Origin of the sequence: Nocardia niigatensis NBRC 100131 (genome assembly GCF_000308655.1) — a bacterium.
GTDB lineage: Bacteria > Actinomycetota > Actinomycetes > Mycobacteriales > Mycobacteriaceae > Nocardia > Nocardia niigatensis.
Genome location: NZ_BAGC01000001.1, coordinates 78,886 through 104,729 on the forward strand (window position 1 = coordinate 78,886; position 25,844 = coordinate 104,729).

Genomic DNA, 25,844 nt, shown 5'->3' on the forward strand with positions numbered 1-25,844 from the left:
TGATCGGAAGGGGATGTCGAAGGCCTGGTCCAGGCCGGCCAAGGTGATTATCTGTTGAACGTGGAGTGGAGTTCGAGGTAGCCGATGTCTTTTCCGATAAGTGAGGCTACTTCTCATGAAGGAAGGTGGTGATTACCTCGTTGCTCCCTATCTGCGATGAATTGTCGGCCGATCGAATCGCCTACATGGATGTCGATCTCGTTTCCGGTGAGTGGTATGAAGTCACGGATGTCGGCGGCAAGATGATGACGGGGCTGGTGCTTGTGGCCTTCAGGATGGAGAGGATGGCCCAGAAGGTGACAATCCGAGGTGGGTCACCGGAGGCAGTCCAGTACCTGGATGTATCGGACACTGGTTCAATACTGCGGTGGCATGCGGAGAATTATCCATCGGTGCGCGCCGAGATCTGGCTTTCCCCCGAATCGGATGAAGGCGGGTTCGCGCGTAAGGGCTTGATCGCCAGTTCCGGTGATTCTGTGGATATGGTGGTCATTGAGCGAACGGACGTCGATGGCGACCTGATATCCGAAGAGTTTCATACGGCGGCGGAGTTGATCGAGCGCGTGGAGTACAGGTACAACTCCGACAAGGAGATCATCGAGACCAGAACGTATGATCGGCATGGCGCAAACATGATCGACGGCAGGTAATTTCGACCCGCGAAGGCGGCGCTCTCGATAAGAGGGCGCCGCCTTTGGTGTTTCAGTCCAGGGTCAGGTCGCCGAGGGATTCGGCGAACTTGCGCAGTAGGGGGATGAGGGCTTCGCGGTCGGCGGGGGAGAGGTCGGCCAGGAGGCGTTGTTCGTTTTCCATGTGTAAGGGGAGGATTCGGTCGATCAGGGCTCGGCCGGAGTCGGTGAGGTGGACCTGGATGGCTCGGCGGTCCTTGGGGTCGGGGACTCGTTCGACCCAGCCTTTAGCGGTCAGGCGGTCGATGCGGTTGGTGATGGCGCCGGAGGTGATCATGGCGGCCTTGTTGAGGGCGCCTGCGCTGAGGCCGGATTCGTTGCCGGAGCGGCGGAGGGTGGCGAGGACGTCGAACTCCCAGCGTTCCAGGCCCTGGGTGCGGAAGAAGTCGGAGAGCTCGCGGTCGACGATGCGGCCCAGGCGGGCGAGGCGGCCGAAGATCTCCATGGGGGAGGTGTCGACGTCGGGGCGCTGCTGACGCCAGGCGGCGGTGATCTGGTCGACGGCGTCGGGCACCGGCGGCCTCCTCTCGGGCGGCGGAATAAATCTCAACATTGAAATACTTGACGGTGAGGTATCCAGATGGTGTTATCTCAACGTTGAGATTATCAATGAGGAGCTATCGATGACCACCGCACGCGCCGGAGCCGCCGGACTCGCCGGGACGCTCGCCCTCACCGGGCTCGCGCCGCTGGTCTGGGGATCCACCTACGCCGTCACGACGACCTTCCTGCCGCCCGATCGGCCCATGTTCACCGCGCTCATGCGGGTGCTGCCCGCTGGCCTGCTGCTGCTGGCCATCACGCGGAAACTGCCGCACGGGCAATGGATTTCCCGCGCGCTGGTGCTGGGCGGGCTGAACATCGGCGTCTTCACGGCGCTGCTCTTCGTGGCCGCCTACCGGCTGCCGGGCGGGGTGGCGGCGGTGCTCGCCGCGGCCGCACCGCTGTTCGCGGTCGGATTCGCCGCACTCGGCCTCAATGAGCGGCTCACCGTGCGCAAGGTGGCGGCGGCGCTGATCGGGCTGGTCGGCGTGGCACTCGTCGTACTCAGGGCCACAGCGACTCTCGACACCCTCGGCATCATCGCCGGGCTGGTGGCCGCCATCGCCATGGCCGGGGGCACCGTCCTGACCAAGCGCTGGGGACGACCCGAGGGCATCGGGCCGCTGGCCATGACGGGCTGGCAGCTCACCGCCGGCGGACTCCTGCTGCTGCCGGTCGCCGCCCTCGTGGAGGGCGCGCCGCCCGCGCTGGACGGCCGGGCCATCGGCGGCTACCTCTACCTCGGCCTGATCGGCACCGCGGCCGCCTACGCGCTGTGGTTCCGGGGCATCGCCAAGGCCAATGCCACCTCGGTGGCCTTCCTCGGCCTGCTCAGCCCGCTGTCGGCGGCCGTCATCGGCTGGGCCGCGCTCGGCCAGGCACTGGCCCCGCTGCAGATCCTGGGCATGGCCATCGCGCTGGGCGGCACCCTGCTCGGCCAGACCGGATCCACGCCCCGCACAACGGAACCCGCGAAGCAAGCCGACACCTCCACGACCCGCGTCGCGGCCTGACGCGGAACCATCTCCCGAAGGAGCGAAAGACCATGCAGATCACAGTGTTCGGAGCGAGTGGCGACGCAGGGAGCCGGGTCGTCGCGGAGGCTCTGAGCCGGGGTCACCGGGTGCGGGCGGTCGCGCGCACCGCGGATAGGCTACGAACCCTGCCGGAGCAGGTGGAGGTGTGGACCGGCAATGCCGCCGATCCCGCCGATGTCGAGAAGGCCGCGGCCGGCAGCGATGTCGTGGTCAGCGCGACCCGCCCGGCCCCGGGCCGCGAGCACGAACTGGCCGACGTCGCCGCCGCACTGCTGGCAGGTCTGGCGGACAGCGGGATTCGGCTGCTGGTGATCGGCGGCGCGGGCAGCCTCACTGTCGCGGGGACCGGCAAGACCCTCACCGAGCAGCCGGGCTTCCCGGCCGAACTGGTGCCCATCGCCGAGGGCGGCAGCCGCCAGCTCGAGGTGTTCCGGACGACCCCGCACGCGGTGAACTGGGCCTATGTCAGCCCGGCCGCACTGTTCGAACCCGGCGAGCGCACCGGCGCCTACCGCCTCGGCCGGGACGACCTGCTCACCGACGACCAGGGCAATTCGGCGATCTCCATGGAGGACATGGCCATCGCCCTGCTCGACGAGATCGAGCAGCCCGCGCACCACCGGACCCGGTTCACCGTCGGCTACTGAAGATTCATCGTCGGCTACCGAAAAGCCTTACGGCACAACAGAATACCTGCCGAACGCACCGCGGGGCGTGACCGGAGTACCCGGTCACGCCCCGCGGCGTGGAACTGTCTCGGAGATCAGGCGACGTGGAAGCCCGCGCCCGCCCCGCCCTGGCTGTCGATATCCGCCAGCACGCTGCTGATATTGGTGGCCAGCTCCGGCTCGTGGATCAGGTTGCCGCCGCCGGTGCACAGCGGCAGCTCGACGCTGACCGGCCCGGCGTTGAAGTCGGTGCCCGCCACCACCATGCCGATCAGCTGGTCGCCGCGCAGCACCGGCGCGCCGGAGTCACCGTGGTTGGCGCACACCTGGCTGCGGAAGTAGGTGGACCTGGTCTCCCAGACCGGGCCGCAGGTGAAGCCCGTGGTGCGGCCGTTCTTGCAGACGTTCTCACCGATCTGCGGCGGGGCGCCGACCGAGTTGATCACCGACTGCGCGACCTGGCGGGTCGGGTTCACCCGGTCCGGGTTGAACACGATGATGCCCCAGTCCATCTCCTCGCCCTTGGCGGCGATGACGCCGATGCCCCCGGAGCGGGTGTACTCGGCCGCGATGCGCGCGCCGACCTCGCCGCAGTGGCCGGCGGTCAGGCCCACGAGCTGGTTCTTGTTGTCGTAGCCGATGGCGGTGATGGTGCACTCACTGACCGAGTTGGCGTCGGTGAGGTCCTCGACGTAGACGCCGGAACCGCCGCCGAGCACGACCGGTGCGGCCGCGTCCGCGGGCCCGGCGAACAGGAGCGTGGAGCTCACGGCGGTGGCGGCAACGGCCGCCCAGTGCAGAACTCGGGCGCGGCCCGCAGACAACATTGGGTTTTCCTCATCCCCCGAATATCGAAATTCGTGCGCGCGCGGAAATCGGGAGTCCGGTAGCGCGCGCGAGGAGCCTCTCACGCCCGCCTACCGGGCGCAAGTCTCGTCCGGGCCGACCGATTGGGTGACCTATTCGGAAGGCTTTGCCCGCCAGCCGGTTCCGATGTGAAACCGACTTGGCCCGGTCGGTGGTCCGTGATAGAACTCCGGGCAGTGGTGATCGCACCATGGGAGTGCAACCGGAGCGGCCTTTTCCGCCGCTGCCGAATGGGGAGAATTTCTAATGGCTTTTTCGGGCAAACTCGCCCTGACCATGTTCGTTTCGGCTGCCGCCGTGCTGATTTCGACGGTGGGGGCCGGCACCGCGAGCGCCGAGCGGGGACCGGACGGGTCGCTGTACGGCTCGCTCGCGATGAGCACCGACGGGGGCACCTTCTACGGCGCGGCCTGGAACTACCCGAACTGGGGCGGCTCCGACGCCGACGCGCTGAGCCAGTGCGCGCACCGCGGCTGCAAGATCATGGTGCAGTTCCGGGACGGCTGCGGCGCCATCGCCGAGAGCGCCGACCACACCTACTACTACGGCGGTTCGGGCAGCAACCGCGCCGAGGCCGAGCAGGATGCCATGAACCGGCTGACCAACTGGATGCCCGCGCCGGCGGCCATGTTCGGCAGCTCGGCCCCGGCGAAGCAGTCTGTGCACATCCGCTACAGCCAGTGCACCGACGGCGCATAGGCCGTCGGCCGCGCCTGGACGGGCGCATACTGGTCGAGGCTTGACTTTGACGCAACGTCAACTTGCATCCTGAATTCGTCGAGGAGAACGAGGGGAAACGAAAGGCCCGGACGTGGCAGCCGAATGGTCCATCCAGGAATTGGCCAAAGTGGCCCGAACCACCAGCCGCACCCTGCGGCATTACGGTGAGCTCGGGCTGCTGCCGCCCAGCCGGATCGGATCCAACGGCTACCGCTATTACGACCAGGAATCCCTCGTGCGGTTGCAGCGCATCCTTTTGCTCCGGGAACTCGGCCTCGGCCTGCCGGCCATCGCCGAAGTCCTCGCCGGGCAAAAGGACACCGCTGCCGCCCTGCGCACCCATCTGGAATTGCTGAAACACGAGCAGGACCGGATCGCGCGCCAAATCACCTCGGTGCAGACGACATTGCGCAAAACGGAAGCAGGTGAACAACTGATGGCGAACGAGGTATTCGACGGATTCGACCACGCCCGGTATCAGGACGAGGTCACGCAACGCTGGGGCAAGGATGCCTGGGAGCGCGGCGACCGCTGGTGGAATGCCAAGAGCGACAGCGAGAAGCGGGCGTTCCAGCAGACCCACCTCGATATCGCCGCCGACTACGGCCGTGCCCGCGCGGCCGGCCTCCCGGTCGACAGCCACGAAGTGCAGGAGATCGTGCAGCGGCACTACGAGTGGCTCGCCGCCACCCCCACGGGCGCCGCGATCAACGCCCAGTACTTCAACGGTCTCGGCGACATGTACGTGGCCGACCCGCGATTCGCGAAGAACTACGACAAGCACGGCCAGGGCACCGCCGAGTACGTCCGCGACGCGATGCGGGTATACGCCGACACCCGGCTGTAGCCGGAAAACCCGCCGCCGCTCCACGGATCACGGTGCGTGCCACAGCCTTCCGGATAGACACCGGAGGATCAGCCGCCCAGCCCGGTGAGTTCGATCTCCGTATCGAACGGCTGAGTGGTTCGCAGCAGCTTCCGGTGGACGTCGACACCGAAGTACTGACCGGTGGTCTCGTCCAGCCGGAAGGTGTAAACGGCGGGTGCGAAGTCCTCGGACTCGATTCGCCAGAAGTACGGAACCCCGGCGCGGGCGCGGTCCATGGGCCGGATCATCCGATCTTTCCGGCGAGTACACGGCGAGACGATCTCGACCGCGAGGAGGACCGCGGACCTTGGATAGACGTTTGCCTCGGGCAACGCGGCGGTCATATCGATGACCAGAATGTCCGGCAGGGGAGCGAAGTCCTCGATGATCTCGAGACCGGAAAACCAACAGCCGCCCAGTCTTTCGGCCGGGCGGCTGTTCCGTGTCGATGCCGGGTCAGGCCGCGCACATGGACTGCATGACACCGCGCAGGATCGGCGCACCGTAGGTGGTGGGCGCGAAGGCGATGGTCTCGGCCATGCTCAGCGGGGTCAGCACCGTCGAGGCGACACCGGTGAAACCGGCCACCGTATTGCCCACGGTGAGCAGCAGGCTGGTGGTGTCCAGTGCGAGGGTGATGAGCGAGAAGACGTTCTCCACCTTCACATCTCCCAGCGCCACGGTGTTGAGCGCGCGGCCCTCGTAGATGTCGAAGCCCAGGTTGGCCAGGAAGGTGAGCGGCCCGTAATCCATCGAGTCGACCAGCGGCCCGAGCTGCTCGGTGCGGCGCAGCATCATGACGTCGGCGACCCGGTTGCTCCGCAGGAAGCCCTGCAGCGCATCGGCATTGGCGTTCACGGTCGCCGGGTCGACGGGCAGCCCGGCGGTGGTGGCGAGGAAGTCACGGGTGCGCTCGACCAGGTCGGAGGTCCTGAGCTCGGCCAGCGGGGTGCAGCTGCCGTCGGCCTTGGCGAGCTGGCTCGCCAGGTCGATGAGCGGCTGCGGCACGTCGACATGCTCGTCGGGCAGGTCCAGCTGCAGCTTCTGGTACGTGCCATTGGCGTTGCAGCCCACCGACAGCTGCGACTGCACGGCCCGCGCCAGCGACTTCACGCCATTGAACAGCGCGCCCACGATGGGCTTGAGCACGAAGCCGACGGTCGGCACCAGGCTGGCGGCGAACTGGGCCGGAATCTTCACGATCCGGGTGGCCAGGATGAAGACCTCGACGACGTCGCGCACCTTCAGCTCCGAGAGCGCGATGGTCTTGTGCACCTGACCGGTCTTGACGGCGTCGAGGCTGTTGACGATGTACGTGACGATCGGGTCGTCGAGGAACTGGGTGCGGTCGTTCACCTCGTCCGGGCTCAGCGGCAGAAACCCGCGGCGGTGCACGTGGACCGCGGCGATGTTCTGCCGGAAGTCGTCCACCGACCGGTCGTAGGCGGTTTGCTGTTCGGCCGGGACCACCGTGCGGATAGCGGTGGCGGCCGCGGTGATGACGTCATCGAAGGTGGCCGCGCCGGGCTTGCCGCAGACGTCACCGGCATCGGCGATCTCGGCGGCGGCGAGGGAGGTGTCGCCCTCGTCGGCACGGGCGGGGGCGGCGGCGGGAATCAGGGCGGCGGTGCCCAGTAGGGCGGTGACGGTCAGCGCGCCCACGAGCGGGGCGAGGCGAGCAAGGCGCATGGAGGTGGTCTTCCGGGTCGAGCGAACGGCACGCGCGCGAAGCACACGGCACGGAACTGGTCATACGTTCAATTCGAGTCGCCATGTAATACAGCTCCCATGACGCCGCTGTCTGCCCTTCCATGAACGCCGCGCGAAAATCTCGCGACCATTCCCACCCGCCGGAATGACGCCCGCCACCGAACCAAGCCCCCTGCACAACAGCCTAAGGAGGGGGCAAAAGCCCAGAAGAGGGGCAAAGGCCCAGAGAGGGGCCGAACTGCCCGGAGCGAAGCGGAGGGCAAATGACCCACGCCACTGCCGAGCCGCTGCACAACAGTCCACAGGGGGGCAGAAGCCCAAAGAGGGGCAAAACCGACAGTTCGCGGCCCGGCTCGGTCTGGACTGACGGAGCGGGGGAGCGAAGCGGAGGAGCGGAGGAGGGAAGACCGAGCTTGCAGGCCGCGAACCGCCCGGAGCGAAGCGGAGGGCAAATCGAACACAGCCCGCGAACCGCCCGGAGCGAAGCGGAGGGCAATTGGACACAGTAGTCTGGGCAGCCGTGACCGTCGCATCCCCGTTCGATCTCATCGTCGTCGGCTCCGGCTTCTTCGGGCTGACCATCGCAGAACGCACCGCCAACCTGCTCGGCAAGCGAGTTCTGGTGGTGGAACGCCGCTATCACCTGGGTGGCAACGCGTACTCAGAGGCGGACCCGGAAACCGGCATCGAAATCCACAAGTACGGCGCCCATCTGTTCCACACTTCGAACAAGCGCGTGTGGGATTACGTCAACCAGTTCACCGAGTTCACCAACTACCAGCACCGCGTCTTCGCCATGCACAAGGGCCAGGCGTTCCAGTTCCCGATGGGCCTGGGTCTGCTGTCGCAGTTCTTCGGCCGCTACTTCACCCCGGCCGAGGCCCGCGCGCTGATCGCCGAGCAGTCGGCCGAGATCGAGACCCAGGACGCCGCCAATCTCGAGGAGAAGGCCATCTCCCTGATCGGCCGCCCGCTCTACGAGGCGTTCATCCGGGACTACACCGCCAAGCAGTGGCAGACCGATCCCAAGGAACTGCCCGCCGGCAACATCACCCGCCTGCCGGTCCGCTACACCTTCGACAACCGCTACTTCAACGACACCTACGAGGGCCTGCCGAAGAACGGCTACACCGCGTGGCTGTCGAAGATGGCCGAGAACGACCTCATCGAGGTCCGCGTCGACACCGACTGGTTCGAGGTGCGGGACGAGATCCGCGCCCAGAACCCGGACGCTCCGGTCGTCTACACCGGCCCGCTGGACCGCTACTTCGACTACGCGGAGGGCGAGCTCGGCTGGCGCACCATCGATTTCGAGACCGAGGTGCTGGAAACCGGTGACTTCCAGGGCACCTCGGTCATGAACTACAACGATGCGGACGTGCCGTTCACCCGCATCATCGAGCCGCGCCACTTCCACCCCGAGCGCGACTACCCGGCCGACAAGACGGTCATCATGCGCGAGTTCTCGCGCTTCGCCCAGACCGGCGACGAACCGTACTACCCGATCAACACCCCCGACGACCGGGCCAAGCTGCTGGCCTACCGGGAGCGCGCCAAGACCGAGACCGCCGAGGCCAAGGTGCTGTTCGGTGGCCGCCTGGGCACCTACCAGTACCTGGACATGCACATGGCCATCGGCGCGGCGCTCAGCATGTTCGACAACGTGCTGCGCCCGCACCTGGAATCCGGTGCGCCGCTGGTGGATGCCGCCGAATGACCGCCCAACTCACGCGGGAAGACATGACCACCGAGACTCGCGCCGTATCCCTGCTCCAGCGCGTCATCCTGCCCCGGCCGGGCGAACCGCTGGACGTGCGCAAGCTGTACCTCGAGGAATCCGAGACCAATTCCCGTCGCGCGCATGCCATCACGCGCACCGCGCTGGCCATCGGCGCGGAGTCGGAGGTCTCCTTCTGCACCTACTTCAACGCGGTCCCGGCCAGCTACTGGCGGCGCTGGAGCGTGCTGAAGTCGGTGGTGCTGAAGCTGGAGCTGTCCGGCCACGGTCGCGTGGACGTGTACCGCTCCAAGGCCGACGGCTCACGAATCCACGTGCAGGGCAACGAGTTCAGCACGCCCGGTGAGGGCGCGGCGGCCGCCGCCTTCGTGGAGTTCGAGGTGGATCTGGGCCCGTTCGAGGACGGCGGCTGGATCTGGTTCGACATCACCACCGACAGCCATGTCGAGATGCGCAGCGGCGGTTGGTACGCACCGATCGAGGCGCCCGGCGAGGGCTCCATCGCGGTCGGCATGCCGACCTTCAACCGCCCCACGGACGCGGTGAAAACCCTGACCGCCCTGGGTTCCGACCCGCTGGTGCTGGAGAAGATCAAGGCCGTCATCATTCCCGACCAGGGCACCCGCAAGGTGGTGGACGAGCCCGGCTTCGGCGAGGCCGCGGCCCGCCTGGCCGGCCGGCTGGCCATCCACGACCAGCCGAACCTGGGCGGTTCCGGCGGGTACAGCCGGGTCATGTACGAGGCGCTGAAGACCACCGACGCCGAGTACATCGTCTATATGGACGACGACATCGAGATCGAGCCGGACTGCATCCTGCGCGCGCTGGCCTTCTCGCGATTCGCCAAGTCGCCCATCCTGACCGGCGGCCAGATGCTCAACCTGCAGGAGCGTTCGCACCTGCACACCATGGGCGAGATCGTGGACCGTTCCATCTTCATGTGGACCGCGCCCGCGACCGTCGAGTACGACCACGACTTCTCGAAGCACCCGCTGCGCGACCGCGACAACTCCAAGCTGCTGCACCGGCGCATCGACGTCGACTTCAATGGCTGGTGGACCTGCGTCATCCCGCGCCAGGTGGCCGAGGAGATCGGGCAGCCGCTGCCGCTGTTCCTGAAGTGGGACGACGTCGAATACGGTTTGCGCGCCCGCGAACACGGCTACCCGACCGTCACCCTGCCGGGTGCCGCGGTGTGGCACATGGCCTGGTCCGACAAGGACGACGCCATCGACTGGCAGGCCTACTTCCACCTGCGCAACCGCCTGGTGGTGGCCTCCCTGCACCTGCCCAACGACGGCCGGCCGATGGTGGTCAACACCATCAAGGCCACCCTGAAACACCTGCTGTGCCTGGAGTATTCGACGGTCGCCATCCAGAACGAGGCGATCCGCGACTACCTGGCCGGACCGGACCGGCTGTTCGAGCTGCTGCCGAGCGCGCTGGGCAAGGTGCACGCCATGCGCAAGGAATTCCCGGACGCGGTGATCGTGCCGTCCTCCACCGAACTGCCGCTGGCCTCGCACGCCGAGGTGGGCGCGGTCGGCGAGCCCGGCAATCCGCTCGCCAAGGTGGCCCGGCTCGGCAAGGGCGTGCTGCACAACTTCCGCAAGGCCAACCCGAAGCACCACGAGACCCCGCAGCTGAACGTGCCGACGCTGGACGCGCGCTGGTTCCTGCTCTCGCAGGTGGACGGTGTCACCGTTACCACCGCCGACGGCCGCGGCGTCGTCTACCGTAAGCGGGATCCGCGAAAGGCCATGGAGCTGTTCAAGGAAGCGATGCGCCTGCGCAAGGAGCTGGCCGAGCGCTTCCCGGAGGTGCGTGAGCAGTATCGTCGCGCGCACGCGCATCTCACGAGCAAGGCCGCGTGGGAGAACGTCTTCGGTATCGACACTGATTCAGGCAGTACCCATTCGAGGAATGAGCCCAAATGACGGCTGCACAGCCAGCTTCCGGCCCGGACCGCGGATTGCACGTGGTCCCGGACGCGTCGGCGGCCCCGGTCGCCTCCCCGGCCGAGGTCAAGATTCTCAACCTGGTGCAGGGCACCATCGGGCAGCAACCCGCGGTCGTGAAGGCCGCGCGGGGCATGTCGCATTTCGGTGAGCACTCGCTGGGCTGGCTGGGCATCGCCGCGGCCGGAGCGCTGCTCGACAAGCCGCGCCGCCGTCAGTGGGCGGGCGTGGCCGTGGGCGCGTTCGGCGCGCACGCCGCCTCGGTCGTCATCAAGCGCATCGTGCGCCGTCCCCGCCCGCACGACCCGTCCGTGCAGGTCAACGTGTCGACGCCGTCGAAGCTCAGCTTCCCGTCCTCGCACGCCACCTCGACCACGGCGGCGGCTGTGTTGCTGGGCAGGCTCACCGGGCTACCCTTGCCTGCGGTGCTCGTCCCGCCGATGCTGCTCTCCCGGGTCGTTCTCGGCGTGCATTACCCCTCCGACGTGCTCGCGGGTTCGGCGCTGGGCGCAGCATCAGCCGCAGCCGTGCTCGCCGCCGAAAAGAGACTCGCCAAGTGACAGCCCAGGAAGAAGCCATCGTTGACATGAGCGAAGAGCCGACCAGCACCGACCTAGCAGAGGCGGTCATCAAGGGACCGCCGAAGACGTTGGGCGGCGGCTTGATCAAGGCCATGCGCCCGCGCCAGTGGATCAAGAACGTGCTGGTGCTGGCCGCGCCGCTGGCCGCCGGGAAGACCGCGGCCGGCGACCTGGTGATCACCGACCTGTCGGTGCTCGGCCACGTCGCCATCGCCTTCGTGGTGTTCTGCATGGCCGCCTCGGGCATCTACCTGGTCAACGACGCGCTCGACGTGGAGGCCGACCGGGCCCACCCCACCAAGCGTTTCCGGCCGATCGCGGCCGGCGTGGTGCCGGTGAACCTGGCCTACGCGCTGTCGGCGGTGCTGCTGATCGGCTCGATCCTGTTGTCCTTCACCGCGAACTGGCATCTTGCCGTGGTGATGGCGGTGTACATCGGCATCCAGCTGGCGTACTGCTTCGGTCTCAAGCACCAGGCGGTGCTCGACATCTGCATCGTGTCCTCGGGCTTCCTGCTGCGCGCGGTCGCCGGCGGGGTGTCCTCGGATATCCATCTGTCCCAGTGGTTCCTGCTGATCATGGCGTTCGGCTCGCTGTTCATGGCGGCCGGCAAGCGCTACGCCGAGCTGAAGATCGCGCTCGACACCGGCGCCAAGATCCGGAAGTCGCTGGAGTACTACACGCCGACCTACCTGCGTTTCGTCTGGACCCTGTCGGCCACCGCGGTCGTCGTGTTCTACGGTCTGTGGGCGTTCGAGCAGGATCGCGCAAAGGACACCATCTGGTTCGCCATCTCGATGATTCCGTTCGTCATCGCCATCATGCGTTACGCGGTGGATGTCGACGGCGGCGAAGCGGGTGAGCCGGAAGAGATCGCCCTGGGGGACCGTGTCCTCCAGTTCCTCGCAGTCGCCTTGATCGGAGCCCTGGGTGTCGCTGTCTATCTCACCTGACGTGGTAGAGGGAGCAGAGCGAGAAGAGGGTGAGCCGACGGCACAATTGCCGGTCGGTCGCGCCCGTCAGCATGCGGCGGACGCCGCACGCTTCTCGCGACTATCCCGCGCCACGTTCATCGGTGGGATCGCGCTGACCGCGACACTGTTCGCGGCCGGCGCGTGGCAGCGGCGCTGGATCGCCGACGACGGCCTGATCGTCCTGCGCACGGTGCGAAACCTGATGGCGGGCAACGGTCCGGTCTTCAACGCGGGCGAACGCGTCGAGACCAATACCAGTGCGGCCTGGACCTATGTCGTCTGGTTCTTCAGCTGGCTGACCGACATGCGGCTGGAGTACGTGGTGCTGAGCATCACGCTCACCATGTCGGTGCTGGCCATCGTGTTCGCCATGCTGGGCGCGGCCCGGCTGTGGGGCGGCACGCGGTCCGCCTTACTCGTGCCCGCGGGCGCGGTCGTCTACATCGCCCTGCCCCCGGCCCGCGACTACGCCACCTCCGGACTGGAGAACTGCCTGGTCATCTTCTGGCTGGCGGTGCTGTGGTGGGGTCTGATCCGCTGGAGTCAGGCCGAGCGGGTGCGCCCCGCAGGCTTTTTCGGCCTGGTGTTCTTCGCTGGGCTGGCGCCGCTGGTGCGGCCGGAGATGACGGTGGTCGGCGGCCTGGCGCTGCTGATGCTGTTCTGCGCGCCGGTGCCGCAAACTCGGCTGCGGCCCTGGCTTTTCCGCGCTCTGGTGGTCGTGGTGGCCGGGCTGCTGCCGCTCGGCTATCAGATCTGGCGGATGGGCTACTACGGCCTGCCCTATCCGAATACCGCCGTGGCCAAGGACGCCGGTGGCGCGAAGTGGCATCAGGGCTTCCTCTATCTGTGGGACTTGGTCGGTCCGTACTGGTTGTGGCTGCCGCTGCTGATGCTGGCGCTCGCCGCGGTCGTCCTGGTCCGGCAGCGCCGGGCCGATCGGCCGGCCGCGGCGACCGGCGACGCCGGAAACAACAACTGGCGCGCCCGGATTCACCGCTTCAGCGTGTGGCTGCGCACCCCCGCCGCGATCGTGACGCTCGTGGTCGGCAGCGGTCTGCTGCTCACCGTCTACGAGCTCCGGGTCGGCGGCGATTTCATGCACGGCCGCATGCTGCTGCCGCAGCTGTTCCTGCTGCTGCTCCCGGTGTCGGTGCTGCCGCTGCGGCCCGCCCGCGGCTTCGGCCGGAGCGAGACCGGAATGCGCGGCCTGGACTGGGCTTTCGTGCTGGTGGCGGCCGCGTTCGCGGGCACCGCGGGGTGGGCGGCCTTCGCGGCCGACACCACGGCCATCACGACCGGGAGCAAGATCCGCGCCAACGGCATCGTGGACGAGCGCATCTACTACGTGCTCAATACCGGGCACGACCACCCGATCCGCGCCGAGGACTACCTGGACTACCCGCGCATGCGCGCCATGGTCCGGGACATCGCCAACACGCCGGATGGTGCGCTGCTGCTCAACTCACCCTCGTTCATGAACTGGTACCTGGTGCCCGCGCCGGTGCCGGAGGGCGATCGCGAGCATGTGGTCTTCTTCCTGAATCTCGGCATGACCAGCATGAACGTCCCGCTGGACGTGCGGGTCATCGACCAGATGGGCCTGGCGTATCCGCTTGCCTCGCATACCGATCGGCTGACCGACGGCCGGATCGGCCACGACAAGAACCTCTACCCCGACTGGGTGGTGGTGGACACCGGCATGGTGGACCGGCACCCGTGGATGCCGTGGTTCCTGGACGAGAAGTGGAGTGACCAGGCGCGAACGGCGCTGTCGTGCCCGGACACTCAGGCGATGCTGGCCTCCTCCCGAGCGCCGCTGACCTTCGATCGCTGGCGGCACAACCTGATGCAGTCGCTCGACTTCGCCAAGTACCGCATCGACCGAGTGCCGAAGTACGAGATCCAGCGCTGCCATCTGGTGGATCCGACCCAGCCGCCACCGCCGCCGAGGTAGTCCGCACCCGAGAATGACCCCGCATCGTGCCTGGATGCGGGGTTTTCTCTTGTCTGTGCGGGTATTTGACCGAAAAGTCACTTTCAGGGGTGCGAGTTGTGGTTAGCTATCGCGATTTGGTAACACCCCGGCATGGGTCTCGCGATAAGCTGCGCGAGAACTCCGACGCCGACCAGAAACCCGCTGTGCGGCAACGGTTGTCGCAATACGAACCTGGGCGGGCGGACAGGGAGGCCCGGGGCGCACGGACGGAAGGCCGAATATGCGGGGCGTGACGGTTGTGGGTGGGGCGCGGAGTTGGCTGCGGAAGTCGGTGCTGGCCTTGGCCTTGGCGACCATGGTGCCGTTGGGGGTGGCGGTCCTGGGCGCGCCCGGCGCGAACGCCGCCTTCAGCCCCGACGGCGTGGACTTCTATGTCGACTCCAGCATGGGCCCGATCAAGTCACGCGTCTTCCGTGCGGCGGACGGCAATACGAACCGGGTCGTCTACGCGCTGGACGGTGAACGCGCGCGCGAAGACCTCAACGGCTGGGAGATCAATACCGACATCGCGCACGCGCTGACCGCCGCCAATATCAATGTCGTGATGCCGGTCGGCGGCCAGTCCAGCTGGTACGCCGACTGGAACTCGCCGAGCACCTTCCTCGGCGCCCCGGCGGGCACCGCCTCGGTGCAGTCCGGATCCGGCGCCACCCAGGTGTTCTCCGGCGGCCCCGGCAAGTCCTACACCTACAAGTGGGAAACCTTCCTCACCACGGATCTGCCCAACGCGCTGCGAGATCGGCTGGGCTTCAGCGCGACTCGCAACGGCATCTTCGGCCTGTCCATGAGCGGCGGCTCCGCGCTCATGATGGCGGCCTTCCATCCGAACCAATTCGCCTACGCCGGTTCGATGTCCGGCGCGCTGGACCTGTCGCTGCCCGAAATGCGCACCGCGGTGCGGCTGGCCATGGTCGACGCCGGCGGCTACAACGTGGACGCGCTGGCCGGGCCGAAGGACTTCAAATGGCAGCACCTGGATCCCTTCCAGTTCGCGCCCAAGCTGAAGGCCAACGGCACCAAGATGTTCATCTCGGCGGGCAGTGGCCTGCCCGCCTCCACCGACGGCATCAATGCCTCGACCATCGAGGCCATGGGTATCGAGGCGGTTGCCCTGGTCGGCACCAAGGCTTTCCAGGCTCGCTGGGCGACCCTCGGCGGCGGCAATGTCGTCTACGACTTCCCGGCCATCGGCGTGCACAACTGGCACAACTGGGAAGCCGAGCTGAACCGCATGCTGCCCGACCTGTCCGCGAATATCGGATGACCGGTGGCGATGGCGAGATGCCGGGGCGTGGCTCCCGTGCGCCATCCGGCGGTCCGGCGGTGGGTTCGCTGAGAGTTTCGAGAGTCGCAGCGCGCCTTCGATATTCGCTGCGTCGTATCCAGGATGCTGAAGGCGCGCACTGTGGTTCGCGCATAATGGAGTGATAGTTGATACGCATGAGTCTGTGGGGGCGGAATTCGACTCTCGAGTCGCATGCTGGCGCTGATGCGCGCCACATTCCTCGTCCGCAGTGGCGCTCGTCACTTTCGTCACGATCCGATAACGCTCCGTTAGCCCCCGCACGATAGGGTCGCCGAGACCTCAAACGTGGTTACGAGCACACGGTGAGACCGAACGACAGGAAAGGCCGGACAAACAATGCGAGGCGATAGACGTCAAAGATCCCGCGGGTGGCTCAAGAATTCCGTGGTCGGATTGGCGCTGGCGATTGCACTGCCGCTCGGGGTGTCGGCCGTGGGCGTCGGCACGGCGAACGCGGCACTCGACCCCAACGGGTTCGACTTCTACGTCGACTCGGCGTCGATGGGACCCGTCAAGTCGCGCGTCTTCCGCGCGGCCGACGGCAACACCTCCCGCGTCGTGTATGCCCTCGACGGCATGCGCGCCCAGCAGGACCTCAACGGCTGGGAGATCAACACCGACATCGCGCACGCGCTGACCGCGGCGAACATCAATGTCGTGATGCCGATCGGCGGCCAGTCCAGCTTCTACGCCGACTGGAACGCGCCCAGCAGCCTGCTCGGCATGGGTGACGGCACCGGTTCGTCCTCGGGCTCCTCGTCGCTGTCCTCCTCGGGTTCGTCCTCGGGCTCGGGCGCCTTCCAGATCATGGGCGGCGGCCCCGGTAAGAGCTACCGGTACACCTGGGAGACCTTCCTGTCCCAGGACCTCCCCAGCGCGCTGCAGAGCCGGCTCGGCTTCAGCCGCAACCGCAACGGCATCTTCGGCCTCTCCATGGGTGGTTCCGGCGCGCTGACCATGGCCGCCTATCACCCCGACCAGTTCAGCTTCGCGGGCTCGTACTCCGGCTACCTGAACATCTCCGCCCCCGGCATGCGTGAGGCCATCCGCCTGGCCATGGTCGACGCCGGCGGCTACAACGTCGACTCGATGGCTCCGCCGTGGGGCCCGCAGTGGCTGCACATGGACCCGTTCGTCTTCGCGCCGCGCCTGAAGGACAACAACACCCGTCTGTGGATCTCGGCCGCGAGCGCCATTCCCGGCGCCGGTGACGTTTCGGGCGTGATGTCGGTGGTCCAGGGCATGCCGCTGGAGGCCCTCGCGATGGTGAACACCCGCGCTTTCCAGGCTCGGATGATGTCCCTGGGCGCCGGCAACGTCACCTACGACTTCCCGGGAACCGGTGTCCACAACTGGAACAACTGGAACGCCGAGGTCTACCGCATGCTCCCCGACCTCTCGGCCAACATCGGCTGACGCCGCCACCGTTCGGTCGAACGAAGCCCCCGCCCAACCGGCGGGGGCTTTCTCACGCCCTCGACACCCTCTCATTGAGACTATGGGTTCGGTGTCGAAGGGATAGTATCAATGATACTATTAAAGATCGTGAGCAGCCATCCCGTTGGCTGGGAGATCTGCGTGTAGCGATGGATCGCTGAGGGCGCGGTACCGAATCGTTTGAGGATTGATTCGCGACTCGCCGCAGTGAGCGCACGGGACACGCCCTGCTGGACATCCGATACTCAGTTCGTACCGAAGATCTGTTCTGCGTGATCAATGTTCTGCTCAAACCGAGAAGGGCTGGGTCGATGCGGGTTCGAGGGTTCACACGGAAGGTTTTGGGCGTCGCCGCTGCCGCCCTGCTGGTGCCCCTGATGGCGGTGATCGAATCGCCACCGGCCACCGCGGCGTTCGATCCCGCCATCTTCGATTTCTGGGTGGACTCCCCGGCCATGGGCCCGATCAAGACCCGTGTCCTGCGCGCCCGCGACGGCAATACCCAGCGCGTCGTCTACGCCCTGGACGGCATGCGCGCCCAGCAGGACCTGAGCGGCTGGGAGATCAACACCAATGTCGCCGAGGTGCTGGCGGACTGGAACATCAATGTGGTGATGCCGATCGGCGGCGAGTCCAGTTTCTACGCCGACTGGGATTCGGCGAGCTCGTTCTTCGGCGCCACGCCGGGCACGGGTTCCGCGGCCTACGGCACCGGATCGGGCTCCACCGAGGCCCTCGGCGGCGGTCCGGGCAAGAGCTACCGCTACGCCTGGGAGGACTTCCTCACCAACCATCTGCGCTGGGAGCTGCGGAATCGCCTGGGCTTCAACCCGTATCGCAATGGTGTGTTCGGGTTGTCCATGGGCGGCAGCGCCGCGCTCACGCTGGCCGCGTACCACCCCGACTTCTTCAGCTACGCCGGCTCGTACTCCGGCTACCTGAACATCTCGGCACCCGGTATGCGTGAGGCGATCCGGTCCGCCATGCTCGACGCGGGCGGCTACAACGTGGACTGCATGGCTCCGCCGTGGGGCCCGCAGTGGCTGCGCATGGACCCGTTCGTCTTCGCGCCCACGCTGATCGGCAACAACACCCGCCTGTGGATCTCGGCCGGCAGCGGCGCGCCCATGCCGGACGATCTGAACATCCCGCTCGGCGCGGCGGCCGACCGGGTGCTTCGCGGCGCGCCCCTGGAGGCGTTGGCGCTGGCCAACACTCGCGCCTTCCAGGTCCGCATGCTCAGCCTGGGCGCCCGCAATATTGTCTGGGACTTTCCGGCCACCGGTCTGCATGCCTGGACCAACTGGCAGGAAGACGCCTATCGAATGATCCCGGATATGTCGGCGAACATCGGATAGACCCACTCCCGCATACGGCCGCCGTCCACTCGGACGGCGGCCTTCGTGCGTTTCGCGCGGCGTCTCGCACCGGGGGACGGATCCATCGCGGTTTGGTCGCGGGAGGTGTTTCGACCGCAGGTGACTCGGAATATGCGCCCGAGAGGATCCTGCGACAACAGTTTCTACATTGCGGATGTGGTCAACGAAGACCACGCTCGTGGAAAAACGGGTCGATCCGGTCTGTTCGGGTACGCGACGGTCAATGGCCGGTTCGGCCCGGTTGATATCGGCCAGTGTGGCCGTGGCGGTGACGGTTCCGCTGGCTGGGACAATCGGGGGCGATGGTGCCCGCGCCCGGCATTCGATCCCGGCGGATACGAATTCTGGGTCGATACCGACATGGGCCCGATCAAGTCGCGCATCTTCCGCGCCAAGACGGCAATACCCGCCGCGTGGTGTACGCACTGGACGGATTGCGCGCCCGCGACGACCTTTCCGACTGCGAGATCGACACCGATATCGAGCAGGCGCTCACCGCATGGAACATCAATGTGGCGATGCCGGTGGACGGCCAGTCCAGCTTCTATTCGGATTCGCCGGCCCCGTTGGACACCGGCCAGACCGTCCCCTACGCGCATGGGAGACCTTCCCGACCCGGGACCTGCGCATTGCGCCGACCGCCCGGCTGGGCTGCAATCCGCGCGCGAACGGCGTGTTCGGACTGTCCATGGGCGGCAGTGCGGCGCTGGTGCTCGGCGGCCTATCATCCTGACCAGTTCCGTTATGCCGGATCATATTCCGGCTATTTGAACATTTCGTCCCCTGGGATGCGCGCGGCGCTACTGGACGCGGGCGGCTTCGGCATCGATGCCATGCGGGGCCCGCCCTGGAGCGAATTGTGGCTGCGCAACGATCCTTTCGTATTCGCGCGGCTGCTGCGGGACAACGGAACCCGGATGCGGATCTCCAGCGGCCACGGTGTTCCCGGTCCGCGGGATGTCGCGCAAAGCCCACTGGACGCGTACAACGTGGTCAATGCGATGGGCGCGGAGGCGATGGCGTTGGCGAATACCCGCGTGTTCCAGGCTCGCATGGACTCACCGGGCCCGAACAATGCGGTGTTCGACCACACCACGGAGGATGTGCGCGCTGGTCGGATCAGGTCTGCAAGAGCTGCCCGACCTGAGCGTCAACGTGGGCTGGGTGAAACGGCCAAGCTCGCTTGCGGCGTAAGCGATTTGCCCGTCGCCGCGACATCACGAGGGATTCGCGATATGGTCACCGCACCATTACGGTCGTATGCGATAGTGACTGAGTTGATTCACTGAACCAGCCACTCATTAGCGTGGCCTTGCCAACCGCTCGGAGCGTCGAATACCCTCCAGCGAGCAAGTGTGACCAACCCGTGGTAGCGCTTCACTCACAGAGAAGTGTCGGGATTCGCTGTGAGTGGGTGATTGCGTATGTCCGCGCATGGCTTGTCATGCCCGGATGCGTGATTGACAACTTAAGACACCGCAGCAGCGCAGTGTTGCGGTAGAAGAGGAGCAGTATCCATGCGTTTCGGCAGGTCCGCCGTGCCGGGAGGAGTTTCGTCGCGACGCCGTGCGCAGAGTGGTTGGCGCACACGGTTTGTCGCCGCCACCGTCACCGCGGCGGCGCTCGCTGTCCCGACAGCCTCCCTGGCCGCCCCGTCCATCGCCTCGGCCGCTCCGGCGTTCGGTCCGATGCACCGCGGTATTCCGGGCAGCTTCGAAGAGCTGATGGTGCCGTCCAGCATGGGCCCGATCAAGGTCCAGGTGCAGTGGGCCAAGAATGGCGGCAGCTCCGCGGTCTACATGCTCGACGGCATGCGCGCCCGCGATGATCGCAATGCGTGGGCCAATGCCGACGAGGGCGACGCCCCGGGCATCTTCGCCAACGACGACGTGAACGTCATCATGCCGGTGGGTGGTCAGTCCAGCTTCTACGCCGACTGGGTGTCGCCGTCGAACACCAACGGCCAGAAGTACACCTACAAGTGGGAGACCTTCCTGACCAAGGAGCTCCCCGATTTCCTTTCCGGCTACGGTGTTTCGCGTAACAACACCGCCATCGCGGGGCTGTCCATGGGTGGTTCGGCCGCCCTCATGATGGCCGCCTACCACCGCGACATGTTCAAGCAGGCCACCTCGTTCTCGGGCTACCTGAACCTGTCCGCGCCGGGCATGCGCGAGGCCATCCGCCTGGCCATGCTGGACGCCGGCCGCTTCAACGTGGACTCGATGGCCGCGCCGTGGAGCCCGGCCTGGCTGCGCATGGACCCGTTCGTGTTCGCGCCGCAGCTGAAGGGCCTGCCGATGTACATCTCGGCGGGTAACGGCATCCCCGGCCCGTACGACGGTGTCGGTTCCGCCGCAGACGTTTTCAACACCGGCAACGCGATCGCGCTCGAAGCGCTGGCCAATGTGAACACCCACGCCTTCCAGGCGCGGCTGGGTCAGATCAACGTTCCGGCGCAGTTCGACTTCACCGCGAACGGCACCCACAAGTGGCGTTACTGGCACGACGAGCTGGTGAAGGCCCGCCCGGGCATGCTGAGCGCCCTGGGTCTCGCCTAGCGATACCTGCCGCTGATCGCCTCCCGGCGACAGCGTGAACCACTGAACCGGCCATCCGCGAGGGTGGCCGGTTCTTTTATGCCTCCCCATCATTCGCCGTGACGCGGTAGAAACTCACTGTGACAGCTGTGGCAATGGGTAGATGGGGGAGGGGCGGCCGCAGAGGGCTGATCGCGCTCGCGGTGGCCACGACAGCCTTGCTGACGGGTGGGGTTGCCGCCGGGGGCGCAACAGCTTTCGCGGAACCGGGGGCGGCTTCGCCACCGGGTGACCCGGCCAAGCCAACCAAGCCGGATATCCGAAATGTGATGTGGCTCAGCGACAGACGGGTCGCCCTCTGGGTCGACTCACCCACCATGGGCACCCAGATCCAGGTGCAGCTGCTGCTGGCCCGGGACTGGAACACCAAGCCGGACAACAAATTTCCCGTTCTCTACCTGCTCGACGGTCTGCACGCCCGCGACGATGAGAACGGCTGGACCAAAGACGCTGGGGCGGAGGGCTTCTACGCCGACAAGAACCTCACCGTCGTCCTGCCCGTCGGCGGCGCGGCCGGCTTCTACTCCGATTGGAAGCAGCCCGACAACGGCAAGACTTACAAGTGGGAAACCTTCCTCACCAAGGAATTACCGCCGCTGCTGGAACGCGACTGGCGCACCTCGAACGTGCGCGGCCTGACCGGTCTCGCCATGGGCGGCACCGCCGCCATGGTGCTGGCCTCCCGCAATCCCGGATTCGCGCGCTACGCCGCCTCCTTCTCCGGCTTCCTCGCCCTGACGACTCTCGGTATGCCGCAAGCGATCGCGTACGCCATGCGCGACGTGGGCGACTATCACGCCGATGCCATGTACGGCCCTCCCACCGACGCGGAGTGGGATTCGCACGATCCGTACGCGCTGGCGGAGAAACTGAAGGGCCTCAGCCTGTATGTGTCCAGCGGCAGCGGCCTGACGGGCATCCACGACATTCCGGCCGGGGTGCCGGGCGTGAGCACCAACTGGACGGGAACGGCGCTGGAAGTGCTGTCGCGCTTCTCCTCTCAGCAATTCGTGGCCAAACTGGACAAGCTCGGCATTCCGGTGCAGGTGACCTACCGCCCCTCGGGCACGCACTCCTGGCCGTACTGGGATTTCGAGATGCGGCAGTCCTGGCCGCAGGCGGCGGCCGCGCTGGGGGTGGAGCCGGCCACACCGGAGTGTGTGGCGGGCGGCCTGATTCAGGCTGCGGCAGAGTCGAAGTCGTGGTTGGGCGGCTGCCTGACGGCGGAGTATCCACTGGCCGGTGGTGCGGCGCAGGACTTCCGGGGCGGGCGGGTGCTGTGGTCGGCGGCCACCGGCGCGCATCCGGTGGGCGGCTTGATCGGCGGCGCGTACGAGGGCGCCGCGGGACCCGCTGGCGCACTCGGCTTTCCCACTTCCGACGAAACACCTATACCGGGCGGAGCGCAGCAGGCCTTCCAGCACGGCACCATCGTCTTCCACGACGGCAAGGCCGAGATACACGCCAGCTGAACCGGATACCCGCCGGTTCTCTCCGGGCCGGCGGTAGAGTGCCACGTTGTCCGTGACTCCCATCACGTCGGTGTGGTTCCCCCTGCGGTTCAGGAGATCGATCTCTATGCCAGTACAGGGCGCTTCGTCATGCCCACAGCACGGTTCGATTCGGATCATCGGACGCGCTCGCGTCAAACGGGTCTGGCGGCGCGCCCTCGCGGTCGCCGCGGCCGTGGCGGCCCTCCCAGCGCTCGCCGGGCCCGCCCTCGCCATGCCGGCGCATCCGCTGCATCGCGCGCCGGCCGGCGGGTTCGAGGAGCTGATGGTGCCCTCGAGCATGGGCCCGATCAAGGTCCAGGTGCAGTGGGCCAAGAACGGCGGCGACGCGGCGCTGTATCTGCTCGACGGCCTGCGCGCCCGCGACGACTTCAATGCCTGGACCTTCGAGACCAACGCCCTGCAGCAGTTCGCCAATGACAATGTCACCCTGGTGATGCCGGTCGGCGGGCAATCCAGCTTCTACACCGACTGGCGGTCGCCCTCGAGCACCAACGGGCAGCAGCTCCCCTACCGGTGGGAGACCTTCCTGACCGACGAACTGCCGGCCTTCCTGGCGGGCTACGGCGTCTCGCGCACCAACAACGCGGTGGCGGGGCTGTCCATGGGCGGGTCGGCGGCGCTGGCGCTGGCCGCCTATCACCGCGACCAGTTCAAGCACGCATCATCGTTCTCGGGCTACCTGAACATCTCCGCGCCCGGCATGCGCGAGGCCATCCGCATCGCCATGCTCGACGCGGGCCGGTTCAATGTCGACTCCATGGCCTGGCCGTGGAGCCCGCAGTGGCTGCGCATGGACCCGTTCGTCTTCGCGCCGCAGCTGCGCAACCTGCCCCTGTTCATCTCCGCGTCCTGGGGCATGCTCGGCCCGCACGACCACCCGGACTCGCCGATCGGCATCTTCAACACTTCGAATGCCGTTGCGCTGGAAGCCCTGTCGATGGTGAACACCATCGCGTTCATGGGCCGCATGAGTCAGCTCGGCATCAGCGCCCACTACAGCCTTCCGGTCCAGGGCACCCACTCGTGGGGTTACTGGCAGGACCAGCTGGCCGCCGCCCGCCCCGACATCCTCGCCGCACTCGGGGTCTGAGTCTGCACGCGTGCCGACGGGGGTGGCCGATTTCGCCGCGGTCGGGGTAACTCCCGGGGCACGCCCGAAAGCGTTTGCTGTCTGGCCGCCGGCGCGCGTCATGGATAGGGACGGCACTCAACTGTGCGCTGAGTTCCGGGGAGTCGGGGGCGCAGCTGCTGGTTTGCTGAGGACCGGTCCGGTTTCCGTGTGTCCTACCGGGACTCGCGCGGTTCCGGAGGTACAACACTTGTGTGGCTAGAGTTGTCCGTGGGATCAAAAGACGGCGCGTGCGCTGGATGGCATGCGCCGTAGCGGCGCTGTTTCCGCTGGCCGCGGGCACCTTCGGGAGTTGCGGCCCGGCGGCTGCGGCACCGGAGGCCCCCGCCGCGCCGGCGGCCTCCGTCCAGAAGATGACGTGGCTCAACGACCGCCGGATCGCACTCTGGGTGAATTCGCCGGCCACCGGGGCGCCGGTCGAGATCCAGTTGCTGCTGCCGCGCGACTGGAACGCCAAGCCGGATGCCAAGTTCCCGGTCGTCTACATGCTCGACGGCCTGCGCGCCACCGACGACGAGAACGGCTGGACCAAGGACGCGGGCGCGGCCGGCTTCTACGCCGACAAGAACTCCCTGGTGGTGCTGCCCATCGGCGGCCAGTCCAGCTTCTACGCCGACTGGCTGGCCCCCGACAACGGCCACAACTACCAGTGGGAGACCTTCCTGGTGAAGGAGCTCCCGCCGCTGCTGGAGAGCCAGTTCCGGGCCACCGATGTGCGTGCGGTGGAGGGACTCTCGATGGGCGGCACCGCGGCCATGATGCTGGCCGCACGCAACCCCGGCTGGGTGCGCTCGGCCGCCTCCTACTCCGGCTTCCTCACCCTGACCTCGCTCGGCATGCCGCAGGCGGTCAATTTCGCCATGCACGATGCGGGCGGCTACGACTCGTCGAAGATGTTCGGCCCGCCGAACAGCCCGGCCTGGAAGGAACACGACCCCTACGAGCTGGCCGACAAACTGAAGGGCGTGGCCCTCTACGTCTCCAGCGGCAACGGCGTCGCGGGCACCACCGACCCGCTCTCCGACATCCCGGGCATCACCACCAACTACGCGGGCCTGGGCCTCGAGGTGCTGTCGCGGCTGAGCACCCAGAACTTCGTGGCCAAGCTCAACAAGCTGAACATCCCGGTCTCGGCGAACTACCGCCCCTCGGGCACCCACACCTGGCCGTACTGGGATTTCGAGATGCGGCAGGCGTGGCCGCAGGCCGCCGCCGCGCTGGGCGTCGATCAGACCCCCGTCGACTGCAGGACCGGTGGCGCGATCGCGCCGGTGGCGCAGGGCAACAACTGGCTCGGTGACTGCCTCACGGGCGAATACCAGGTGCCCGGAGGAGTGGCCCAGGACTTCCGCGGCGGCAAGGTGTTCTTCTCGCAGGCCACCGGCGCCCAGCCGGTGGCGGGTGCGATCGGCGGCAGCTATGGCGGATTGGGCGCCGCGGCAAGCGCTCTGGGCTTCCCGATCGCCGGCGAGAGCGGACTGCCCGACGACCGCGGCCGGCTGCAGCCGTTCCAGCACGGCTCGATCTACTGGACGCCGCAGACCGGGGCACAGGCGGTGCGCGGCGCCATCTTGGACGAATGGGCCAGGCAGGGCTACGAACGCGGCCCGGCCGGATACCCCAATGGCCAGGAGGCCGCCACGCCGCAGAAGGACGGCGCGGTACAGGGATTCGAGAACGGGCCCATGTACTTCAGCGCCAAGACCGGGGCGCACCTGGTGCAGGGCCTGATCCTGGGCAAGTACGCGCAGCTCGGATTCGAGAACAGCCCTTACGGTTTCCCGACTACCGGGGAGCAGCCGCTGCGTGACTTCGGCCGCTACTCCGGTTTCGAGGGCGGCAATATCTACTGGAGCCCGCTCTCCGGCGCCTGGGGCGTGCGCACCGGCCCGATCATGGACGCTTGGGGCGCAACCGGATTCGAGAACGGACCGCTCGGCTACCCGATCTCCGATGAGAGCCCGATCCCGGGCGGCACGCAGCAGACCTTCCAGGGTGGCACCCTCACCATCCGTGACGGCAAGGCCGGCGCGGCCACCCTCGACGGCCGCCCGATCGTCATCCCCGGCAGCGAGCCGCCCAAGCCTGACCCGGCTCAGCCGGCGGCACAGCAGCCCGCGGCACAGCAGC

At 67.1% G+C, this 25,844-nt stretch carries 22 protein-coding genes; 18 read left to right on the plus strand and 4 right to left on the minus strand.

The genetic code is table 11. The annotated features are described in order from the left end of the window. The first annotated feature begins 128 nt into the window (after positions 1 to 128). Positions 129 to 650 (plus strand): hypothetical protein, encoded by a 522-nt coding sequence (locus tag ON33_RS00360; protein ID WP_040853572.1) that lies wholly within the window; start codon positions 129 to 131, stop codon positions 648 to 650. Between the two features lie 52 nt (positions 651 to 702). Here ON33_RS00360 and ON33_RS00365 read toward each other — a convergent pair whose 3' ends face one another. Next, positions 703 to 1,203 carry a MarR family winged helix-turn-helix transcriptional regulator gene (locus ON33_RS00365; RefSeq protein WP_040853574.1) on the minus strand — a complete coding sequence of 167 codons (501 nt, stop codon included), beginning with the start codon at positions 1,201 to 1,203 and terminating at the stop codon, positions 703 to 705. Between the two features lie 109 nt (positions 1,204 to 1,312). Between ON33_RS00365 and ON33_RS00370 the strand changes: the two genes are divergently transcribed. Further along, positions 1,313 to 2,245 (plus strand): EamA family transporter, encoded by a 933-nt coding sequence (locus ON33_RS00370; protein ID WP_040853576.1) that lies wholly within the window; start codon positions 1,313 to 1,315, stop codon positions 2,243 to 2,245. 32 nt (positions 2,246 to 2,277) lie between these two features. After that, on the plus strand, positions 2,278 to 2,916 hold the full coding sequence (locus ON33_RS00375) for an NAD(P)-dependent oxidoreductase (RefSeq protein WP_040853577.1): 639 nt from the start codon (positions 2,278 to 2,280) through the stop codon (positions 2,914 to 2,916). 116 nt (positions 2,917 to 3,032) lie between these two features. Here the strand turns inward: ON33_RS00375 and ON33_RS00380 are convergent, their stop codons facing one another. After that, on the minus strand, positions 3,033 to 3,764 hold the full coding sequence (locus tag ON33_RS00380) for a S1 family peptidase (protein ID WP_051151478.1): 732 nt from the start codon (positions 3,762 to 3,764) through the stop codon (positions 3,033 to 3,035). A gap of 286 nt (positions 3,765 to 4,050) precedes the next feature. On the opposite strand from ON33_RS00380, the gene ON33_RS00385 reads away from it, so the two are divergent. Both ON33_RS00385 and ON33_RS00390 read left to right on the plus strand, forming a co-directional pair. Continuing rightward, complete coding sequence (locus ON33_RS00385; RefSeq protein ID WP_040853579.1) at positions 4,051 to 4,503, plus strand: DUF4189 domain-containing protein; 453 nt, start codon at positions 4,051 to 4,053, stop codon at positions 4,501 to 4,503. A 112-nt stretch (positions 4,504 to 4,615) separates the two neighbouring features. After that, positions 4,616 to 5,371 (plus strand): MerR family transcriptional regulator, encoded by a 756-nt coding sequence (locus ON33_RS00390; RefSeq protein ID WP_040853585.1) that lies wholly within the window; start codon positions 4,616 to 4,618, stop codon positions 5,369 to 5,371. A 68-nt stretch (positions 5,372 to 5,439) separates the two neighbouring features. On the opposite strand, the gene ON33_RS39210 is transcribed toward ON33_RS00390, so the two are convergent. Both ON33_RS39210 and ON33_RS00400 read right to left on the minus strand, forming a co-directional pair. Continuing rightward, positions 5,440 to 5,895, minus strand: coding sequence for a Uma2 family endonuclease (locus ON33_RS39210; protein ID WP_306307496.1), 456 nt, complete (start codon positions 5,893 to 5,895; stop codon positions 5,440 to 5,442). Continuing rightward, the gene (locus ON33_RS00400) at positions 5,849 to 7,081 is read right to left on the minus strand and encodes a hypothetical protein (RefSeq protein WP_040853655.1); all 1,233 of its coding nucleotides are present in this window, start codon (positions 7,079 to 7,081) and stop codon (positions 5,849 to 5,851) included. Before ON33_RS00400 ends, ON33_RS39210 begins: the two co-directional genes overlap by 47 nt. Before the next feature lie 541 nt (positions 7,082 to 7,622). On the opposite strand from ON33_RS00400, the gene glf reads away from it, so the two are divergent. The 13 genes from glf to ON33_RS00465 form a co-directional block, all read left to right on the plus strand. Beyond that, on the plus strand, positions 7,623 to 8,819 hold the full coding sequence (gene glf / locus ON33_RS00405) for a UDP-galactopyranose mutase (RefSeq protein ID WP_040853587.1): 1,197 nt from the start codon (positions 7,623 to 7,625) through the stop codon (positions 8,817 to 8,819). After that, a complete protein-coding gene (locus tag ON33_RS00410; RefSeq protein WP_040853588.1) occupies positions 8,816 to 10,777 on the plus strand; it encodes a glycosyltransferase in 1,962 nt (653 codons plus the stop codon). The genes glf and ON33_RS00410 overlap by 4 nt, the downstream gene beginning before the upstream one ends. Continuing rightward, the gene (locus ON33_RS00415; protein WP_083868490.1) at positions 10,774 to 11,358 is read left to right on the plus strand and encodes a phosphatase PAP2 family protein; all 585 of its coding nucleotides are present in this window, start codon (positions 10,774 to 10,776) and stop codon (positions 11,356 to 11,358) included. Before ON33_RS00410 ends, ON33_RS00415 begins: the two co-directional genes overlap by 4 nt. Before the next feature lie 26 nt (positions 11,359 to 11,384). Further along, positions 11,385 to 12,332 carry a decaprenyl-phosphate phosphoribosyltransferase gene (locus ON33_RS00420; RefSeq protein ID WP_040853590.1) on the plus strand — a complete coding sequence of 316 codons (948 nt, stop codon included), beginning with the start codon at positions 11,385 to 11,387 and terminating at the stop codon, positions 12,330 to 12,332. A 1-nt stretch (position 12,333) separates the two neighbouring features. Further along, entirely contained in the window at positions 12,334 to 14,307 is a 1,974-nt protein-coding gene (locus ON33_RS00425; protein WP_373281001.1) for an arabinofuranosyltransferase AftB family protein, read from the plus strand. Between the two features lie 262 nt (positions 14,308 to 14,569). Then, positions 14,570 to 15,613, plus strand: coding sequence for an alpha/beta hydrolase (locus ON33_RS00430; RefSeq protein WP_040853595.1), 1,044 nt, complete (start codon positions 14,570 to 14,572; stop codon positions 15,611 to 15,613). Between the two features lie 378 nt (positions 15,614 to 15,991). Then, entirely contained in the window at positions 15,992 to 17,071 is a 1,080-nt protein-coding gene (locus ON33_RS00435; RefSeq protein ID WP_040853596.1) for an alpha/beta hydrolase, read from the plus strand. A 332-nt stretch (positions 17,072 to 17,403) separates the two neighbouring features. Continuing rightward, positions 17,404 to 18,450 (plus strand): alpha/beta hydrolase, encoded by a 1,047-nt coding sequence (locus ON33_RS00440; protein WP_051151480.1) that lies wholly within the window; start codon positions 17,404 to 17,406, stop codon positions 18,448 to 18,450. 323 nt (positions 18,451 to 18,773) lie between these two features. After that, positions 18,774 to 19,760 (plus strand): alpha/beta hydrolase-fold protein, encoded by a 987-nt coding sequence (locus ON33_RS39215; RefSeq protein WP_306307497.1) that lies wholly within the window; start codon positions 18,774 to 18,776, stop codon positions 19,758 to 19,760. 228 nt (positions 19,761 to 19,988) lie between these two features. Beyond that, positions 19,989 to 21,032 carry an alpha/beta hydrolase gene (locus ON33_RS00450; RefSeq protein ID WP_040853598.1) on the plus strand — a complete coding sequence of 348 codons (1,044 nt, stop codon included), beginning with the start codon at positions 19,989 to 19,991 and terminating at the stop codon, positions 21,030 to 21,032. A 356-nt stretch (positions 21,033 to 21,388) separates the two neighbouring features. Beyond that, entirely contained in the window at positions 21,389 to 22,543 is a 1,155-nt protein-coding gene (locus ON33_RS00455) for an alpha/beta hydrolase-fold protein (protein WP_444543752.1), read from the plus strand. 148 nt (positions 22,544 to 22,691) lie between these two features. Continuing rightward, the gene (locus ON33_RS00460; protein ID WP_040853662.1) at positions 22,692 to 23,675 is read left to right on the plus strand and encodes an alpha/beta hydrolase; all 984 of its coding nucleotides are present in this window, start codon (positions 22,692 to 22,694) and stop codon (positions 23,673 to 23,675) included. A 278-nt stretch (positions 23,676 to 23,953) separates the two neighbouring features. Beyond that, positions 23,954 to 25,844 (plus strand): alpha/beta hydrolase-fold protein (locus ON33_RS00465; RefSeq protein ID WP_083868492.1); only part of this gene is annotated, 1,891 nt, incomplete at its 3' end.

Coding starts and splice junctions, on each gene's coding strand:
- ON33_RS00455 (WP_444543752.1), top strand. CDS start 21,389: ATGGGCACCCAGATCCAGGTGCAGCTGCTGCTGGCCCGGGACTGGAAC.
- ON33_RS00385 (WP_040853579.1), top strand. CDS start 4,051: ATGGCTTTTTCGGGCAAACTCGCCCTGACCATGTTCGTTTCGGCTGCC.
- ON33_RS00370 (WP_040853576.1), top strand. CDS start 1,313: ATGACCACCGCACGCGCCGGAGCCGCCGGACTCGCCGGGACGCTCGCC.
- ON33_RS00410 (WP_040853588.1), top strand. CDS start 8,816: ATGACCGCCCAACTCACGCGGGAAGACATGACCACCGAGACTCGCGCC.
- ON33_RS00420 (WP_040853590.1), top strand. CDS start 11,385: ATGAGCGAAGAGCCGACCAGCACCGACCTAGCAGAGGCGGTCATCAAG.
- ON33_RS00380 (WP_051151478.1), bottom strand. CDS start 3,764: ATGTTGTCTGCGGGCCGCGCCCGAGTTCTGCACTGGGCGGCCGTTGCC.
- ON33_RS00400 (WP_040853655.1), bottom strand. CDS start 7,081: ATGCGCCTTGCTCGCCTCGCCCCGCTCGTGGGCGCGCTGACCGTCACC.
- ON33_RS39215 (WP_306307497.1), top strand. CDS start 18,774: ATGGTGCCCGCGCCCGGCATTCGATCCCGGCGGATACGAATTCTGGGT.
- ON33_RS00430 (WP_040853595.1), top strand. CDS start 14,570: ATGCGGGGCGTGACGGTTGTGGGTGGGGCGCGGAGTTGGCTGCGGAAG.
- ON33_RS00450 (WP_040853598.1), top strand. CDS start 19,989: ATGCGTTTCGGCAGGTCCGCCGTGCCGGGAGGAGTTTCGTCGCGACGC.
- ON33_RS00415 (WP_083868490.1), top strand. CDS start 10,774: ATGACGGCTGCACAGCCAGCTTCCGGCCCGGACCGCGGATTGCACGTG.
- ON33_RS00435 (WP_040853596.1), top strand. CDS start 15,992: ATGCGAGGCGATAGACGTCAAAGATCCCGCGGGTGGCTCAAGAATTCC.
- ON33_RS00375 (WP_040853577.1), top strand. CDS start 2,278: ATGCAGATCACAGTGTTCGGAGCGAGTGGCGACGCAGGGAGCCGGGTC.
- ON33_RS00440 (WP_051151480.1), top strand. CDS start 17,404: ATGCGGGTTCGAGGGTTCACACGGAAGGTTTTGGGCGTCGCCGCTGCC.